This is a genomic window from Shewanella sp. JNE2 (genome assembly GCF_023159115.1).
In the GTDB taxonomy this organism is placed as follows: domain Bacteria; phylum Pseudomonadota; class Gammaproteobacteria; order Enterobacterales; family Shewanellaceae; genus Shewanella; species Shewanella putrefaciens.
The window spans coordinates 235989-254274 of sequence record NZ_CP096169.1 but is presented as its reverse complement, the minus strand read 5'-3'; the positions used below and the strand labels follow the sequence as shown (position 1 = coordinate 254274).

Annotated in this window: 15 protein-coding genes and 2 pseudogenes; 10 read left to right on the top strand and 7 right to left on the bottom strand. The window is 44.3% G+C overall.

Features of this window, described 5'->3' with window-relative positions:
- Window positions 1–8 precede the first annotated feature (8 nt).
- From MZ182_RS01210 to MZ182_RS01185, 6 genes and pseudogenes are all read right to left on the bottom strand, one after another.
- Entirely contained in the window at window positions 9–365 is a 357-nt protein-coding gene (locus MZ182_RS01210; RefSeq protein ID WP_011787638.1) for a DUF4870 domain-containing protein, read from the bottom strand.
- Between the two features lie 36 nt (window positions 366–401).
- On the bottom strand, window positions 402–1097 hold the full coding sequence (locus MZ182_RS01205; RefSeq protein WP_248068269.1) for an MOSC domain-containing protein: 696 nt from the start codon (window positions 1095–1097) through the stop codon (window positions 402–404).
- Between the two features lie 128 nt (window positions 1098–1225).
- Window positions 1226–2686: pseudogene (locus tag MZ182_RS01200) on the bottom strand (diguanylate cyclase).
- Window positions 2687–2990: 304 nt separating this feature from the next.
- Window positions 2991–3845 (bottom strand): PfkB family carbohydrate kinase, encoded by an 855-nt coding sequence (locus tag MZ182_RS01195; RefSeq protein WP_011787635.1) that lies wholly within the window; start codon window positions 3843–3845, stop codon window positions 2991–2993.
- 376 nt (window positions 3846–4221) lie between these two features.
- Window positions 4222–4617 carry a hypothetical protein gene (locus MZ182_RS01190; RefSeq protein ID WP_248068272.1) on the bottom strand — a complete coding sequence of 132 codons (396 nt, stop codon included), beginning with the start codon at window positions 4615–4617 and terminating at the stop codon, window positions 4222–4224.
- 132 nt (window positions 4618–4749) lie between these two features.
- On the bottom strand, window positions 4750–5733 hold the full coding sequence (locus MZ182_RS01185; protein WP_014609622.1) for a prolyl hydroxylase family protein: 984 nt from the start codon (window positions 5731–5733) through the stop codon (window positions 4750–4752).
- Window positions 5734–6017: 284 nt separating this feature from the next.
- Here MZ182_RS01185 and ovoA point away from each other — a divergent pair, with 284 nt between their 5' ends.
- Window positions 6018–8120 (top strand): 5-histidylcysteine sulfoxide synthase, encoded by a 2103-nt coding sequence (gene ovoA, locus MZ182_RS01180; RefSeq protein ID WP_248068275.1) that lies wholly within the window; start codon window positions 6018–6020, stop codon window positions 8118–8120.
- 132 nt (window positions 8121–8252) lie between these two features.
- Here ovoA and MZ182_RS01175 read toward each other — a convergent pair whose 3' ends face one another.
- Window positions 8253–10208: a methyl-accepting chemotaxis protein gene (locus tag MZ182_RS01175; RefSeq protein ID WP_248068278.1), complete on the bottom strand. Its 1956-nt coding sequence runs from the start codon at window positions 10206–10208 to the stop codon at window positions 8253–8255.
- A gap of 355 nt (window positions 10209–10563) precedes the next feature.
- Here MZ182_RS01175 and MZ182_RS01170 point away from each other — a divergent pair, with 355 nt between their 5' ends.
- The 9 genes and pseudogenes from MZ182_RS01170 (at window position 10564) to glnG (ending at window position 18195) form a co-directional block, all read left to right on the top strand.
- The gene (locus MZ182_RS01170; protein ID WP_011787628.1) at window positions 10564–10875 is read left to right on the top strand and encodes a pyrimidine/purine nucleoside phosphorylase; all 312 of its coding nucleotides are present in this window, start codon (window positions 10564–10566) and stop codon (window positions 10873–10875) included.
- A gap of 294 nt (window positions 10876–11169) precedes the next feature.
- Complete coding sequence (locus MZ182_RS01165) at window positions 11170–11766, top strand: TetR/AcrR family transcriptional regulator (protein ID WP_014609619.1); 597 nt, start codon at window positions 11170–11172, stop codon at window positions 11764–11766.
- Between the two features lie 142 nt (window positions 11767–11908).
- Complete coding sequence (locus MZ182_RS01160; protein ID WP_011918488.1) at window positions 11909–13066, top strand: iron-containing alcohol dehydrogenase; 1158 nt, start codon at window positions 11909–11911, stop codon at window positions 13064–13066.
- Window positions 13067–13137: 71 nt separating this feature from the next.
- Window positions 13138–13830 carry a type 1 glutamine amidotransferase domain-containing protein gene (locus MZ182_RS01155; RefSeq protein ID WP_248068281.1) on the top strand — a complete coding sequence of 231 codons (693 nt, stop codon included), beginning with the start codon at window positions 13138–13140 and terminating at the stop codon, window positions 13828–13830.
- Window positions 13831–13963: 133 nt separating this feature from the next.
- Window positions 13964–14242 (top strand): annotated as a pseudogene (locus MZ182_RS01150) (glutathione S-transferase N-terminal domain-containing protein); the annotation flags it as partial.
- A gap of 298 nt (window positions 14243–14540) precedes the next feature.
- Window positions 14541–14852 carry a glutathione S-transferase family protein gene (locus MZ182_RS01145; protein WP_248068284.1) on the top strand — a complete coding sequence of 104 codons (312 nt, stop codon included), beginning with the start codon at window positions 14541–14543 and terminating at the stop codon, window positions 14850–14852.
- Window positions 14853–15040: 188 nt separating this feature from the next.
- A complete protein-coding gene (locus MZ182_RS01140; RefSeq protein WP_248068321.1) occupies window positions 15041–15577 on the top strand; it encodes a DUF4124 domain-containing protein in 537 nt (178 codons plus the stop codon).
- Between the two features lie 121 nt (window positions 15578–15698).
- The gene (glnL, locus tag MZ182_RS01135) at window positions 15699–16745 is read left to right on the top strand and encodes a nitrogen regulation protein NR(II) (RefSeq protein ID WP_011787621.1); all 1047 of its coding nucleotides are present in this window, start codon (window positions 15699–15701) and stop codon (window positions 16743–16745) included.
- Window positions 16746–16782: 37 nt separating this feature from the next.
- A complete protein-coding gene (gene glnG, locus MZ182_RS01130; protein WP_011787620.1) occupies window positions 16783–18195 on the top strand; it encodes a nitrogen regulation protein NR(I) in 1413 nt (470 codons plus the stop codon).
- The last annotated feature ends 91 nt before the right edge of the window (window positions 18196–18286 follow it).

The following is an 18286-nucleotide window of genomic DNA, read 5'->3' as shown; positions in this document are numbered from 1 at the left end:
CAACAACATTAATCCATGGAAATAAATTTAATCGTGAGTGGATAGCGATACACTTGCCCTTCACTGGCTTTAATAATCCCAAGCACTGTACACACTAGATCCAAAATAGCGAGCACAATTAGGAAGATAAACCCAATACCGATAAAGGCCAGCACACCGCTGATAATCACATAAATCAGCAAACTCAATTTAAAGTTCAAACAACTACGACCACATTGATCGACAAATGCGGACTCTTCACGCTTCATCAGCCAAATGATCAAAGGACCAAGAATAGAGCCCAACGGCACTAAATACCCAATAAAACTCGACGCATACACGAGTAAGCCAAAATCTTTATCACTCTTTGTCACGGATTCAATCATAGGTCATCCCTGTTTTATCATTTTGAATATCAATACTTATATACCACTTGGCCCATATAAACGCATTTGCCAATCTTCTACTGTCTGCGAGGCTAAGCGGCGTTGCAAACTATTGATCCAACTCAGTGCCAATCCTTCGCATGAAGCTAAACGATCATAGGCACTGGCATTGAATGTTGGCGAAAAGTACAGTGACATAGCCTCGGCAACGCTGATATCAGTACGACGCTCAATCAATTCAATCCTATCGTGTAACTCAATAACCCCAGGAATTAAAATTCTATAAAACCAACCACATAATTGGCTTTGCTGCATGGCGAGAGCAAATTCTCTGTGACCAAATTGTAGATTCAACTTAAAGCAAGGTGAACGTGGTTGAGTCACTTGCACTTTTACCGCGCCAATCTGTAAGATATCGCCAATATTAACTTGGGTTTCGTTCAGTCCAACGGTACTGATATTTTCTCCCATACTGGGTGCATCTTCGAACTGAGTGATTAAATCCCAACGACGATATTGGCCGTAATGCTCTCGGGGAAAATGATGTAGTACGCGATCAAGCCCGCCATGGTGTTTTGGATCGGCCTGAGCGTCCCCTTCTACATGGTCGATATGCACTAACAGTTGTTGAGCAGCTTGCTTACCATCAATCCCCGTCGCGACTCCTGCGACTTCTTGAAGCTGGGTTCCTAAGTACAATCCTGACAATTTATTAATTAACAGCTTTGACATCTGCAACTCCCAATCCATGACTCCTTTCGCATAAAGTCAAAGTGTAAACCGCGACATAACAGTAGCACAATCAAGCAACGCAATAACCCTAAACGACTCAATATGACTCAAAGCAGCGCCGAACAGCATCATGGATGATTCAATACCACTTGATTTCGACCCGCTGCTTTTGCCTGATACAAGGCCAGATCGGCACGTTTGATAAGATCTTCCGCTGGCTCTTGTGCTTGGTGCTCTGCGACGCCAATACTGGCAGTAATAGAGATGTGCAATCCATTCACTTTGATTTCCCGCAGAGAGATAAGGTCACGGATCTGTTCCGCAAATTCTGCAGCCCGACTTAAGTCCATTTCTGGAAGCAAAATTAAAAACTCCTCACCACCCCATCGACATAGGATATCCTGCGGCTGTAGTAAACCACGTAGCATGTTAGCCATGGTTTTTAACACTAAGTCCCCCATTCCATGCCCATAACTGTCATTCACTTTTTTAAAGTGGTCGATATCCAGCAAGAGTATTGAAATGGGTGATTGTGTCAGCTTCGCTTTATCTAACGCCTGCCTAAAGTACTCCTCAAACACCTGACGGTTAGCGGCGCCAGTGAGCTTATCGGTAGACGCCATCATTTCTAGCTTGCGCTGATAACGACCTAAGGTCATGTTTGAGATAAATAAAATACCCATAGTCACAATCAAACTCAGCGCCAGATTTCCCCAAAAAGTGTTAAGTAAATCTTGCTCTTGGGGAGCATCTTCCTGCTCAACAATCAAATACCATTTAAATTCAGATACTAAACGACTATTGAGATAAACTGTTTTTCCATTTTTCTTATAACTAAATGCCGCACTCGGACTCGTTAAAATACGTGTCGCCAATTGTTCTAGCCCAGTACTGGTCTGGAGTGAATCCGAACCATCATAGGCATCACCATGTAATGTGACATTACCTAATCTATCCGTGAAAAAAACGCGGCGGTTATAACGTTTTTGATAAAGTTCTACCAGTAATTTGACTTTCTCAACGGCTAAGCCAACACCGGTCACCCGAATAAATTTACCTTCAAAATCAAAAACTTTATAGTTTACAAATACAGTTGTCTTACTACGGTCTGCCGTATCGGCATCGATATTAATCTCATAATATTCGGATTCAGGTAAAGATCGCACCCGAAAATACCAAGCATCATCCGGTTCAACATCTTGAATTTGTTTTAAAATACCCGTGGAATGGTAATAGTTTCGACTCTTCTCTGACACAAAAAAACTCGTAACTGTGCCGTATTTTTCTTGAATTTCCTTAAGGTAACGAATGAGTTTTTCAGGCTCTTGTTCATGGTTTAAGGTCCAATCACGGACAAAGGTATCCTGCGCCATCAAAGATGAAATAAAGATCGGTCATAACAAGTCCTGCTGAATTTCTGAGTAAATATTGTCACTCGTCAGAGGTAAAGTATTGCTCTCAATTTGTTGGCTGAGCGAATCGTGAGCCACTTTATAACTGATGCTACTGGTCACTAAAAAAGCAAATAATAACAATATAGATAAAAGCCAAATAAACTTCCTTCGCTCATTCCAAACATTATTGCCCATTCTCAACTCCAACCGCAGCGCGACACTTTGAGTAGCTTATTCTTTTTAACGCTTTTTCAGTTGCATAAATGTATCTCAATTGTGCAAGTACCGCACAACATTTCAGTAATGTGGATGTTCTGCGACAAAATCACTTTATTTTGTACAAAAAAATGCCCCGTTGGGGAAACGGGGCGAAACATGCGTACCACTAAGTGGGAGAGAAACACAGAAAAATGTTAAGGGACAATAGCGAATCGCCACTGTGGTCAAATTTACCAAGCCTAGATGACAAAAAGATGACTAATCCCAATCCATGCATCATTTATGACAAGGAGCCCTTAACCTCTAAATACCCTTTCAGTGCGTCCCCAGGGATAGAACTATCAGTTGCTACCGCAAATGCAGCCCATATAGCGCCCTCAGCCATTGCATCAGTGATCGATTGTCCGGAACACAGGCTGTGAATTAATCCGGCGGCATAAGCATCTCCTGCCCCCGTTGTGTCGACCACTTTTGCGGGGACCGCTTGGACATGTTGTACTTTATCTTTGGTATAAACATTTGCGCCATTAATACCATCCGTCACAATAAAATAACGTAATGAGTCACCGCCAATGCTTTTGCCATATTCCCAAAAGGCGCTATCACAACGCCCTTGCATATCACTCATCGATGCGAGTAGTACATGGCAGGGTCTAGGTCTATCATCTTTCGCTAACTGGGCAACAACGAGACAATGCTCTAACGCTGTCTTTGCCCAACTAACAGTACCCTCGGCCGAAGTATTAAAATACAACGCATCCCACTGCTGCCACTTAGGTGGAACAGACAATTCAAAAATAGGTCTTTGTGGACGAATAATCGTGCGTTCGCCATCAGGAGTCATAACAAGGAGCATTTCACAGGTATTTCCCGATCTTCGTTGCACTAAACGGCAATCGAGCCCTTGGGTGCTCGCTTCAGCAATGGCCCAATCTCCCATCTCGTCGCGCCCGACTTGACTGACCAGCGCCACTCGATGCCCAGCCCATACCAGTCCAAGCCCAGTATTAGCGCCTCCACCACCAAGCCTTTGACCACCATCTTGATAATGAAAGCGTCCTCCTGTTTTGAGTGGTTTATCCAGCAATAAAATTCGATCACAATTAAGATTTGCAACCAGTAAAATATTCGCCATTACAAGGCTCCATAGGACGATAAAGTAAAGCGCCTAAATGCAAGCCCCAATCTAGATCAAAACAGTGATAGGTACAATTCAATCCGTCACTGTGGATTTTACTGCGCCAACAAAACAGCCTAACACTATGACTAACATCGCTTTCGAGCGGCCTAAAACACACTTTCATCAATAAAATAGCCTATGCTCAATACTGGCTAATGGAGATATTGCATAACGAATAAAATCATGAGCGGTCGCGGTAATGATCTGCATGGTCAAAAAGAATATGATATGTCGAATAACAGAAAATAAGCATTTTTATCAATTTGTTAAATAAAACCAAAGAGCAGTCGGTCATAACTAAAGTAAACTAACTGCCCCTTGGAACCATTAACTAATCGACGGATGTGAGTGGCGATAACGAAGTAAACTTGACCTCTAATTGCCAATCAGAAATCGTCATCTCTGAAGGCTGCCAACTATCATCAACCCACTCATAGATTAAACCAGGATCTTCCTCTGCGTTAACCAACAAACGGCGCCCATCCTTCAATACAATTGTATAATCAAGGCCCTGTGCATCAACATTCTCTATATCCCCCAAAACAGCGTGATAAATGCTCGAAATGGCGCCTGTCGCTCTCACGGCATCGATATTTTCTGCACCACTGTAAAATCTTAATGCCCCATTGGTAGTAGGTTTATGAAATATAAACTCTTCAGTAACGCCCACAACGATCGACGGATCAAGTTCATACCAAGCGGGTATCCATAATGCGTTAATTGTCATCCCGTTATATCCTGCATAATAATTTTACGGACAGGTTCATTCTGCCTTAACCTCAACAGAGAAAATACTCTTCTGGGATAAAATAGTTTTTATTATTAAGCTCCGCTGTAAACCACAATTCCGTTATCTCACCTAGATAAATAACCCTTCTCTTAACCAAAACGGCTTATCTCTAAACCACTGGGTACAAACCCATTTATGTCCAGAAGTGACTTCACAGCCACGATGTAATGAGGAAGGAATCGGCTTGCCGGCTTGATCTGTATTGTCAAAAACCAAAATAGAGGCTGCCTCAGGTTTAACTTGAATATATGGTGCCTTGAACTCCGTTTCTCCCCCTTGAAAATCATCGTTAAGATACAAAATAGCCGTTCTAGATCTTTGACCAAAACGCTCCAACTCTGCTTGAATTTCATCCGTATATGCATGTATTGCATCATAATGCCATTGATAGAACTGGCCAGTTTCGTACCTTAGTACAACGATAGGTTCTGCAAATGCCAATTTAATCCCTGCAAATTTCGCAATCACTCTTTCTGCACACGCCAGTGCAATATTGTCATTAGGTATTGGGGTTGGGTAATGCATGTTGTTACGAACCCCTGTTTCGACACTCCCCTTCCCCTGATGTCCATATACAGTAATAGGCCGCAAATGGGGCAACGACAATCTCTTGATATCGTCCAATAAATTCACTGGGAGTTGAGTGTAGGATAGGGTTGCCGATTGCAGTTTTTTCCCTACAGATGTGGGCCTGCGATCAAAAGCTAATAACGCAGAAAACACACGTATCGCATCTGCATGACGAGGGGAGATCGTTTTTAGCCAAGGTAAAAAATAACAAAATTGCGTTTTAAAACTCTGCTCTTGCTGAAGATCTGCCATCACAACATAGGAACCCCAGAATGATTTTAAACTCGCCAGTTCTTCTAATTCCCACTCAGCACTAAAAAATAAGGCAATGGCAAGCTCTCTTTCAGAAACCATACTACGCAGGCAATGAACCAGCCAAAAACGGACAAAATCAGCCGACTCTGTTGCAAACTTGAGCACTAACGCCTCAGGTAACCGATTGAAATAACGCTCTTCTAATAATTGGACAAATAACTGCTGCATATAAAGACCTATTCACAATACAACTCTATTATGCTCATTAATAACTGAATCACACCAACGAAGAAACATTTTATTTACAATCAGCCGTTTTATCGCCTTCAAGTCTATCAATCTTGAGCAGATCTTGGCTTCATCTCAAGCTTGGTTTCTGTTAGCTTGAAAGCCCGAGTAAAGAGCAGCCACATTTTGTTGATAAAGTGATCCTATAACCAACTGTGACGTATTGAGCCTGACAACCCATGGCAACAACAATGGCACCCGCTTGCCCTATGGAGAAATCGAACATGCCTGTTTTGCAAACACTCAAACTTACGGGTGAGAATGAAACATTAAAACGTCAAGAGCTTAAGCAATACTTTAATCAGACATGGGCTTTATATGAGTCACTGTTTGACTTAATCCAAGATGATAGCGCCTATTACCTCAAAGCTGAGCCGCTGCGCCACCCGTTAATCTTTTATTTTGGCCATACAGCCACTTTCTATATCAACAAGCTAAAACTCGGCAAATTTCTCGATGAGCGTGTAAACGACAACTTCGAATCCATGTTCGCCATTGGTGTCGATGAGATGTCTTGGGATGATTTGAACGAACAACATTATCCGTGGCCAGATGTGGCAGAAGTGCGAAGCTATCGCCAGCAAGTTAACGCCGTCGTCAATCGCGTTATTGATGAAATGCCCCTGACGTTACCTATCACTCAAAATAGCCCAGCCTGGATCATTTTGATGGGCATTGAGCATGAACGTATTCATTTAGAAACCTCATCGGTGATCATACGCCAACTGCCGCTGGAATATGTCGCACCCAACCACCTCTGGCCTACGTGCCAAGACACCGCCCCTGCCGAGACCAACAGTTTATTGGCTGTAAAAGGGCAAAAAGTGACCTTAGGTAAAACCGAGCAAGACCAAACCTACGGCTGGGACAACGAATACGGCCATAAAATTTTTAACGTTAACGACTTTAAAGCGGCTAAATTCTTAGTATCAAATCAAGAGTATCTCGAATTCGTTGAGGCTGGCGGCTATCGCTCACCCCAATTTTGGAATGAAGAAGGCCAAGCTTGGCTTGCCTATACCCAAGCACAAATGCCGCGTTTTTGGCGCTTAAGACAAGATAAATGGTGGCAACGTAATTTAGCGGAAGAAATTCCGCTGCCATTAAACTGGCCTGTTGAAGTGAATCAGCTCGAAGCTAAAGCCTTCTGTAATTGGAAAGCCGAACAAAAGCAAAGCAATATACGTCTATTAACTGAAGCTGAGTGGTACATCTTACGCGAGAATGTGCCCGCCGATGCGCCCGATTGGCATGAAGTGCCGGGCAATATTGCTTTGGCTTATTACGCCTCTTCTTGCCCAGTGAATCGCTTCGAACATAATGGCTTTTTCGATATTGTCGGTAATGTTTGGCAATGGACAGAAACCGCAATCGACGGTTTTGACGGCTTCGCCGTACACCCACTTTACGATGATTTCTCCACCCCAACCTTCGATGGCAAACATAATCTCATCAAAGGCGGCTCGTGGATCTCTACGGGTAATGAGGCAATTGCTTCATCACGCTATGCGTTTCGTCGACATTTCTATCAACACGCGGGCTTTCGCTATGTGGAATCCACCCAAAATCCAGCTCAAATGGCCGAGGTCAATGTGTACGAAACGGATGAACTGATTTCCCAATACCTTGAATTCCACTATGGCGCCGAATATTTCGGGGTTGCTAACTTCTGCGTCAATGGTGTGCAGCAAGCGCTCAGTGAAATTCAGCTTAGCCATACCACCAAAGCTCTCGATATCGGCTGCTCCGTTGGTCGCGCGAGTTTCGAACTGGCAAAAGTGTTTGATCATGTTGATGGTATCGACTTCTCGGCGCGCTTTATTCAACAGGCCTATGCGCTGACAGAACAAGGTGAAAAACGTTACACCATACGTACCGAAGGCGACTTACAGGAATTTAAGAGCGCGAGTCTCGCGAAACTGGGATATGAGCTTGAGGCTAAAAAGGTTAACTTTATGCAAGGTGATGCCTGTAATTTAAAGCCCATCTACACAGGTTATGACTTGGTTTATGCCTCAAACCTTATCGACAGGTTGAACGATCCTAAGCACTTTTTAACCAGTATTTCCCAGCGGATTAATCACGGTGGATACCTTGTCATTGCCTCGCCATACACTTGGCTTGAAGATTATACGCCCAAGGATAAATGGTTAGGTGGCGTTAAGATCAAAGGGGAGAACTTCACCACCTTAGATGGCTTGACCGAAACCTTGATCGGCCAATTTGAGCTGGTCGCAGTGAAGGAAATCCCCTTCGTGATCCGCGAGACTAAACGTAAATTCCAACACTCCATTTCGGAAATGACAATTTGGCGTAAGCGTTCATAATTCTTTATTAGATAACTTAAAAGGTAAAAAATATCCGCCAGAGCTCCATTTCTGGCGGATATACAACATCGAGCTCAGTCACATTTACAGCACCAACTAAGGTGAGAACACTGTAAATGCAGCGAAAAATACCTACACCTTAAACTGTGCCGTTGTTAAACCAAGCTGATTTGCTAACCCCAACAGACTCCGCGTACTCGCTGCCACTTGGCTGATAGCCGCACTATTTTCCTCCGCCGCCACGCTTAAGCCAGCAATTCCCTGCGCAATCGTCGCTGAAACCGTTGTTTGTTCTTCCGCAGCGGTTGCGGTTTGAATCATTAATGCCTTTAAGGTTTCTAAGCGCAAAGCAATATCATCCACAGCCGCTTGCATTCCATCGGCATCTTCTGCAGTTTTAGAGGCTTCAGTGGAACACGTTACGCTATGCAACGCCAGCACACCTGACTGTTGCTGAATACCTTTTAACACTTGCCCAATATCCTGAGTTGCTAACTGAACCTTCACCGCTAACTGACGCACCTCATCGGCCACCACCGCAAATCCACGACCATGCTCGCCAGCTCTCGCAGCTTCAATCGCCGCATTAAGAGACAAGAGATTAGTTTGTTCTGCAATCGCATTTATCACCGCCAATACTGAACCGATTTTCTGACTATCCGCCTCAAGACTGCCCACCTGTTGATGAATAGTCGCAAAACTGTTCAAGGTTACTTTTAAGCTTTTACGAGTACTGGCTAAGTTTTGTGAAAGAATTTCACTCGAATGGGTACAGGCAGACACTTCATCGGAGGACCTCATCGTATTGGTGCTGATTTCGGCTGCGGCATAACTCATTTCTTCAACTGCAGTGGCCAACATATCGGTTTCTTTAGCCTGCATCTGAATACTGCAATCGGCTTGACTCATAGCTGCAGAGTTTTGTTCGGCGGCGGATTCAAGTTCATGCCCAACACCCACCAGCTGACTGATGATTTCTTTAAGCTTAGTTTGCATCCGCGCCAACCAACTCATCAGGTGATTATCCGTTTGAATATGCGGTAAATGATGAGTTAAATCACCAGAGGCGATCATACTGGTCAAGTTGCACATGTCCTCAGGCTCACCGCCGAGCGGCTTTAATACAAATCCTGTGACTAACTTAGCGGCAGCGAACGCCAACACTAAGGCGGCCACACATACAGATAAACCAATAAACAGCATGCGGTAGGCGGGAGCTGCAATTTCACTCACATCAATTTCAGCCATCAAACCCCAACGTAAACCAAGCTCAACGACGGGAGAATAAGCAGATAATACAGGATTATTATTGTAATCATTCACTTGCATCACCCCTGTTCTACCTGCCAGCGCCTCTTTGACCGCCTGTGTATCGACACCATTCTGAGCTACCGTTCCCGCAAAAGAAGCCGTAACAGTGCGATTAACTGGGTCGAGAAAAGAATCGGAGCGCATACGATTATTTGGACCTATGAGATAAGTTTCACCGCTTTGCCCCATACCTTCGCGAATTTGCATAACTCGATTAATGCGGTCGATGGATACCTGAGCCGCCACGACTAACCTTTGCTGATTAAACTGAATGGATTGTCCAATAAATGCCGCTGGTTGACCATTTGAAGGCGCGTATGCGGAAAAATCTTGCAACAATACAGTACCCGCCGATCCCAATGCCTTATTAAATAATTGTGCTAATCCAGAATCATGGAAGGGCCCTGTACGCAAATTGGTACCGAAATCAGACTCTTTCTCAACTGTATATAAAACGGTGCCATCATCACGAATAATAAACAGATCATAAAAACCGAGAGATTTATTTAAGGACTGCAAGGTTTGATCTATGTCGGTAAGAGTATCGAGGTTTTTTTGGCTGGCGATTACGGCGCTGACGGCCTGAAGATTATCGGAAAAGTCCTGAAACATACTCACAATTTGCCGCTGCTTGATCTCACGCACAGCCACTAAACGAGACTGAGCCTCGGCAAACAATTCATCCCGAGCAATATAAGTTACTATTGCTGTAGCAAAAATGAGGGGTAATAGGACAATTAATAAACTGATAAGCTGAATTTTACGAGTAAAACCCATGGAGGACTCCTTGTCATGCTTCGAATTCTATTCCTTCGCTCTTTACAGAATCAAACCTGCCATAACACTATAGAAGAATCTCAGCGAAACAAAGTAGTACCGACTATTTTCATCAAAAGCTGACTAAAATGCCTCCAAGTCATTATTTTTAAATGAAAATAATGATTAATAACTTTAAATGACAATCAACTGTCGTCGACCACTTCAACTAAAATAATAAAGTGGGAAATTGGCGATAAACCGGACATTAGCATCAACGTATATTGAATGCGTACATCCACGCGGCAAACAACGCATTGAAATTTATCAAAAATGCATATAAATTCATCTAAAGCCAATTTATAGAGGATTAATAATGAGTTTACTCGAGCAAGTGTCAGTATCGAAAAAAGCCAATATCTACTTTGACGGCAAAGTAGCTAGCCGTAGTGTATTTTTAGCCGATGGCAGTAAGCAAACCTTAGGTGTTGTATTACCCGGAGAATATGAGTTCTCGACTTCCCAAGGCGAAGTCATGGAAGTCACCAGTGGCCGCTTTGAGGTGTTGTTACCGGAGAGCACTGTATGGCAAGAGTTTAGTGAAGGAACGCAATTTGAGCTTGCCGCGAATGTTAGCTTCAAAATCCGCAATACTGCCATTGCTGAATATTGCTGTAGTTACCTCTAATCATCTTAATTAATTTCAATACTAATGGTTAATCGAACGCTCACAGTGAAAATTTTCTCTGCACTGTGAGTATGCTGCTCCACCCGACGATTTATCCTTTCCACAATTTCACCATCTGTATGCCTTATTTATCTGATATGCTATCAATCTGGTTGCTTTATTAAGTAACTGTTTTATTATGCAAAACTAGGTCAACGTAACACTCCCAACGTAAAGCTGGCTAATCGAGCGCGTTAACGTCACCGATAAAACCAATACTAGACGACCGGTCTAATTTGATTTATGCTAGGCGCCATGAAAACTGAAACTCAATCCACTCGCCAGCACATTCTGGACATCGGCTATAAGCTGATTGTACGAAAAGGCTTCTCCTGCGTCGGCCTCTCTTTGCTATTGCAAGAAGCCGAAGTGCCTAAAGGCTCGTTTTATCATTACTTCAAATCCAAAGAACAATTTGGTGAAGCACTCATCACTGATTATTTCGAAAAATATCAGTTAGATTTAGATACATTGTTTAATAACTCAACACTAACAGGCTATGAACGTTTGATGCAGTACTGGCAACAATGGTTGCATGTACAGACAGATGGATGCGTCGATCAAAAGTGTTTAGTCGTCAAACTCAGCGCCGAAGTGGCCGATTTATCCGAAGCCATGCGCCTGGCTTTACTTCAAGGTTCCGCAGGCATCATCGACAGGTTAACCACTTGTGTTCAAGTGGGCATAACCGATAAATCAATCGCCGAGCAAGATCCACAATCGACCGCTGAAATGTTATATCACATGTGGTTAGGCGCCAGCTTAATGAACAAATTAGGCCACAGTCCTGCCGCGCTCGAACGTGCACTCGTAACGACTGAAGCCATTTTAACACCCAAAACGGTTCCTTAATTTAAACCGACTCAAAACTAATATTGGCTGATATCGATTGGCCTAGATTTTTAAAGAATTTATTTTTACGCCCCTAAATTAGACGACTGGTCTACTAATATAAGGGGCAACTTATTAACGAAATAACAGGAATACATCATCCATGCTAAATTTTAACTACTACAACCCGACCCGCATCCGTTTTGGTAAAGACACTATCGCCGAAATTGATTCCTTAGTACCGAGCGATGCTAAAGTGATGATCCTCTTTGGTGGCAGTAGTGCTAGAAAAACAGGCACGTTAGACGAAGTTAAACAATCATTGGGTAATCGTTTCGTTGTCGAGTTCGATGGCATTGAGCCAAACCCAACCTATGAAACCTTAATGAAAGCCGTCGCCCAAGTGCGTGAGCAGAATATCGACTTCCTCCTCGCGGTTGGCGGTGGTTCGGTTATCGATGGCACTAAATTTGTTGCCGCTGCAGCGGTATTCGAAGGTGAACCTTGGGATATTCTCACGAGCTGGGGCGCAAAAGTGACTCAAGCCATGCCTTTTGGCTCAGTGTTAACCTTACCTGCGACTGGTTCCGAGATGAACAATGCCAGCGTAGTGACCCGTAAATCACTACAGGCTAAACTGCCATTCCGTAATGATTTAGTTTATCCACAATTCTCAATACTCGATCCAACGAAAACCTTCACTCTGCCAGAACGCCAAGTGGCTAACGGTGTGGTCGATGCTTTTGTACATATCACAGAGCAATACCTCACTTACCCAGTTAATGCCGCCGTGCAGGACAGATTTGCCGAAGGTCTTTTACAAACCTTGATTGAGCTTGGTCCACAAGTGCTAGTTCAACCCGAAGATTACGACATTCGCGCGAACTTAATGTGGGTTGCCACTATGGCACTCAACGGCACGATTGGCGTCGGCGTTCCTCACGACTGGGCAACACATATGATTGGCCATGAACTGACTGCACTTTACGATATCGACCATGCGCGTACATTGGCAATCGTATTGCCTGCTCTGCTGCAATGCACAAAAGAGGCTAAACGCGAAAAGTTACTCCAATACGCAGACCGAGTGTGGCACATCAACACAGGTACAGATGACGAACGTATCGATGCTGCCATTGCAAAAACTAAGGCTTTCTTCGAAGCCATGGGCATACCGACGCATCTATCTGCCTATGATCTTGATGCCAGCCACGTTGATACTGTCGTAAAACAGCTTGAACAGCACGGTATGGTGGCGCTTGGCGAACATGGCAACATTGACCCAACCATGAGCCATAAGATTTTGACCTTAGCCCTATAACGTCAAATGGTATCCTGATTGCACTAAACCCAAAGCTCACACATATTGATGTGAGAAACTAAGGTAAAGGTATGAAAATGAATATATTAATGGTACTCACGTCGCACGATAAACTCGGTGATACGGGTTTAAAAACCGGCTTTTGGCTAGAAGAATTCGCCTCACCTTTTTATGTTTTTAAAGATAAAGGTTTTGACATTACCTTAACCTCACCACTGGGCGGTCAACCACCACTCGATCCTAAAAGTGATGAGCCAGACTTTCAGACCGAAGCCACTGCGCGCTTTAGCAAAGATCCTGAGGCGCAAGCACTGCTAGCAAATACCACTCGCTTAAGTGCAATCAATGCAGCCGATTATGATGCGGTTTTCTATCCGGGCGGTCACGGCCCACTGTGGGATCTTGCCGAAGATAAACATTCTATCGCCTTGATTGAACAGTTTTATCAAGCCAATAAACCCCTAGGGCTCGTATGTCATGCGCCTGCTGCATTGCTGCACCCTAAAACCAGTGATGGCAAGCCATTGGTCAGCGGCAAGCGTGTTACCGGTTTCAGCAACTCTGAAGAAGAAGCCGTACAACTCACTCATGTCGTGCCATTTTTGGTTGAAGACATGCTGCAGAAAAAGGGTGGCAATTATGTCAAAGGTGATGATTGGACAAGCTTTGTCGTCGCAGATGGCCATTTGATCACAGGCCAAAATCCGGGATCATCCGAAGCCGTAGCCGAAACCATAGTTGCGCAATTGAATGCGAGAGGCTAAGCGATAAATACGCGACGCTCAGCTTAAAATGAACAAAGGCAGGCGCACAAGTGTACTAAATGCGTTAAAAAGGGCTATCGCACCATAATGGTGCGATAGCCAAAATGTACTCTCACTGTTCAAAGAAAAGCCCATGATCACCTTGCACCATCTCAATAAATCACGCTCTAAACGTATCATCTGGTTGCTAGAGGAACTCGGTCAACCTTATGAAATTAAGCGTTATCAACGTGATAGCCAGACTTTCCTCGCGCCACCGGAACTTAAGCAAATTCATCCGTTAGGCAAATCACCCATTATCGAAATAGACGGCCAAATGATCGCCGAGTCGGGTGCGATTACCGAATATCTTATTGAAAAATATGCGGCGGATACCTTAGCCCCCGCCAGAGACAGCGCAGACTATGTATACCCAAGCTACCTGAAGATACGAGTTTCAGAGCGCCTAGGGTGCTTCAATTCAAGGCGCATCAATGAAAGAATGTCGGCCACCTTTTGAATTGATGCAACACGGAAGTGGAGTGCCCTAGGCGCTCCGTCCCGGCGGGTTTTAACGCACTTTATACTGCGTTGGTTATTTTTAACTTAGCCCGCTAGGTCCGCAAATAACCGCCTTGCCTAAAGTGCGTTAAACTCCCGCTGAATTCTGCATCTTCAGGTTGTTTGGGTATAGTTATCTGCAATGGCTGCACTTTGCCGAAAGCTCAGCCATGCTGCCTTTGTTACTGCGTATGTTCGTGCAAAAGGACGGTTGTAAAACCAATTTCCTTGAAGGTTATGCTGCTATAGAAGTCAGTAAGATAAGTCATTACTTCAATGATATGTTGGCCGATAAAACCTACCTTGTTGCAGACAAGCTCACGGGTGCGGATATCATGATGTCCTTTGTGGTAGAGCTACTGGCAAACAGTGGCGTTCTCGATAAATTTGAACACATTCAACGCCATGCTATTCAATTATCTCAACATGCCGCTTGGGTCAAAGCAAATGAGATCGAGAAACAACTCGACGCAAGCCTTTAATCTATAACTCGAGTTCGGGTGCATGGTGCCCAAACTTCACCTCATTCAACCTAGTCAAGTTTCAGCACCTTTCCAGTCTCACTTTACACCTTCCATGTAACGATGCCGTACAACAAAACCATGATATTTGATGGAAAAGGGACTAATCTTGATTAACTCTATCTCAAGGCGACAAGGACTTTAGCATGATGCGTTCACTCACACTCATCGGCTTAGTGCTATTTAGCATGTTAGCGCAAGCGACGGTTTACAAATGGGTCGATAAAGATGGAAAAGTCCACTACTCAGATGAGCCTAGAGCCAATGCAGAAGTCGTTGAACTAAATGAAAAAACACTCAACCAAATTGCCTTACCTCCTGTAAAGATAGGATCAGATAATAACAATCAAGTGATTGAAGACATTCAGTATCAAATCAACATCATCTCTCCGGAAGAAGAAGCCACAGTTAGAGATAATAATGGGGATTTTGAAGTGGTTGCGACTGTCAGTCCAGAAATAAAAAGCCAATTCCTAATGCAGTTAAAACTCAATGGCCAAATCATTGCGCCCCCTCAAGTTGGCGGTAGATTTAAGTTGACCAACATTGATAGGGGCGAACACACCATTATTGTGGACGCCATGACTCAAAACGGCAAAGTCTTTGCATCAAGCTCACCAAGAAAGATATTTCTTCATCAAGCAGCAATGACTCCGCATCCAAAGAAACAACAAAAATCCAATTAAAACATATAATAACAACGGATTAGGTTACTCAGGAAAAATTGAACTGTTTGATGAAGTCGAGTTGCAGCTTGCACCAAATCGGTGCATCATGTTGATGCAACCCTATTTATAGGAACGGTCAATGGATAAAGAGACTCTGCTCAATCATTTAGTTACCGCTGTACTGGTTATAGATAAGGATCTCAAGCCTTGCTATGCCAATGCTGCAGCAGAACAACTACTGGGCGTTGGTAGCCATAGGCTTATAGAACAAGCTTTGCCAGCACACTATCAAATTCTCGGTATTGATACACAATTATTAAGTAGCGCAGTCAAAGCTAGCCAAGGATTAACGGTTAATACCGCAACCTTAGTCACCTTAGATGGTCAACATCACACTGTCGATCTTACCCTAGTACCACTCGAAGATGAGGCAGAGTTAAGTCTGCTCGAACTACGCCAAGTCGACCAGCAAAGACGTATCCACCAGCAACTGAGTCAAGATGCACAGCAACAAGCGGCGCAGTTTTTGGTACGTAACTTAGCCCACGAGATCAAAAACCCCTTAGGCGGCCTTCGTGGGGCGGCGCAGCTGTTATCGCGGGAACTTGACGATCCGGCACAAAAGGAATTTACCACGCTTATTATTGAACAAGCAGATCGTCTGCGTAACTTAGTTGACCGCTTACTCGGCCCCCAAAGGCCGACACAGCACAGCCTGCACAACATCCATAAAGTCGTGCAGAAGGTTTATAAGTTAGTTGAAATGGCGTTGCCCGCTAACATCCAACTCAAACGGGATTACGATCCATCCATTCCCGATATTGAGATGGATCCCGATCAAATGCAGCAAGCTGTGCTCAACATTTTGCAAAACGCAGTGCAAGCACTTGAACATACAGGTGGCGAAATTTTGATCCGCACTCGCACCCAGCATCAAGTCACCATAGGTTCACAGCGTCACAAGCTAGTGTTAACCCTATCGATTATCGACAACGGCCCCGGTATACCGCCTGAGCTAATGGACACATTATTTTATCCCATGGTGACAAGTCGCGAGCAAGGTTCAGGTTTAGGCCTCTCGATTGCCCATAATATTGCTCGTTTACACTCGGGCAGAATCGATTGCCTCTCCAGTGCAGGACATACCGAATTTACCATTTCGTTACCCATTTTAAATGCCAAATAATTTCACAGTACCTACCCATACCGTATGAGGAAGCAAGATGCGAATTAGTGAACAAGTGTGGATCCTCGACGATGATAGCTCGATACGTTGGGTGCTAGAAAAAGCACTTCAAGGGGCCAAACTCAGCACCGCCAGTTTTGCGGCGGCAGAATCCCTGTGGCAAGCCTTAGAAATATCCCAGCCTCGCGTAATAGTGTCGGATATTCGTATGCCGGGCACCGATGGGCTCAGCCTACTCGAACGGTTGCAAATCCATTACCCGCATATTCCCGTGATCATTATGACCGCACACTCTGATTTAGACAGCGCTGTAAGCGCCTATCAAGCAGGGGCTTTTGAGTATTTACCTAAACCCTTCGACATTGATGAAGCCATTTCCCTCGTCGAACGCGCCCTTACCCATGCCACTGAGCAAAGTCCTGCCCCAGTGCAAGAAACACAGGTAAAAACCCCTGAAATCATTGGTGAAGCACCTGCAATGCAAGAAGTGTTTCGCGCTATTGGCAGGTTATCTCGCTCGTCTATAAGTGTACTGATCAATGGTCAATCGGGTACGGGTAAAGAGTTGGTTGCTGGCGCATTACACAAGCACAGCCCGCGTAAAGATAAGCCGTTTATCGCGCTGAACATGGCTGCGATCCCTAAGGATTTGATCGAATCTGAGCTATTCGGCCACGAAAAAGGTGCCTTCACTGGCGCAGCCAATGTCCGCCAAGGTCGGTTCGAACAAGCTAACGGCGGTACCCTCTTTTTAGATGAAATCGGCGACATGCCGTTAGACGTGCAAACACGGTTACTCAGAGTGCTCGCCGATGGCCAATTCTACCGCGTCGGTGGTCATAACGCAGTGCAAGTCGATGTGCGTATTATTGCTGCAACACACCAAGATCTTGAGTTATTGGTACAAAAAGGTGGCTTTAGGGAAGACTTATTTCATCGACTCAATGTGATCCGCGTACACTTACCCCCACTATCACAACGGCGCGAGGATATTCCACAACTTGCGACTCATTTTCTTGCTTCTGCCGCCAAGGAAATCGGTGTTGAACCAAAAATCCTCACCAAAGAAACTGCAGCTAAACTTTCACAACTCCCTTGGCCAGGTAACGTACGACAACTTGAAAATACCTGTCGTTGGTTAACAGTAATGGCTTCAGGACAGGAAATTTTGCCACAGGATTTACCGCCTGAGTTACTTAAGGATCCCGTGAGCATCACTCACGCGACTAAAGTTGGCCAAGACTGGCAATCGGCGCTAACCGAGTGGATAGACCAAAAACTCTCTGAAGGAAATAGCGATTTATTAACCGAAGTACAACCGGCCTTCGAACGCATATTACTCGAAACAGCGCTGCGTCATACCCAAGGTCATAAACAAGAGGCGGCGAAACGTTTAGGCTGGGGGCGAAATACCCTAACGCGTAAATTAAAAGAACTGTCGATGGATTAATGGAGTGTTGATTTATAGCACTCTTCATATTTATCAGTGAAAAGCGATGAATACTCAGGACGGGACACATATTAAATAAAAAGGGATATTT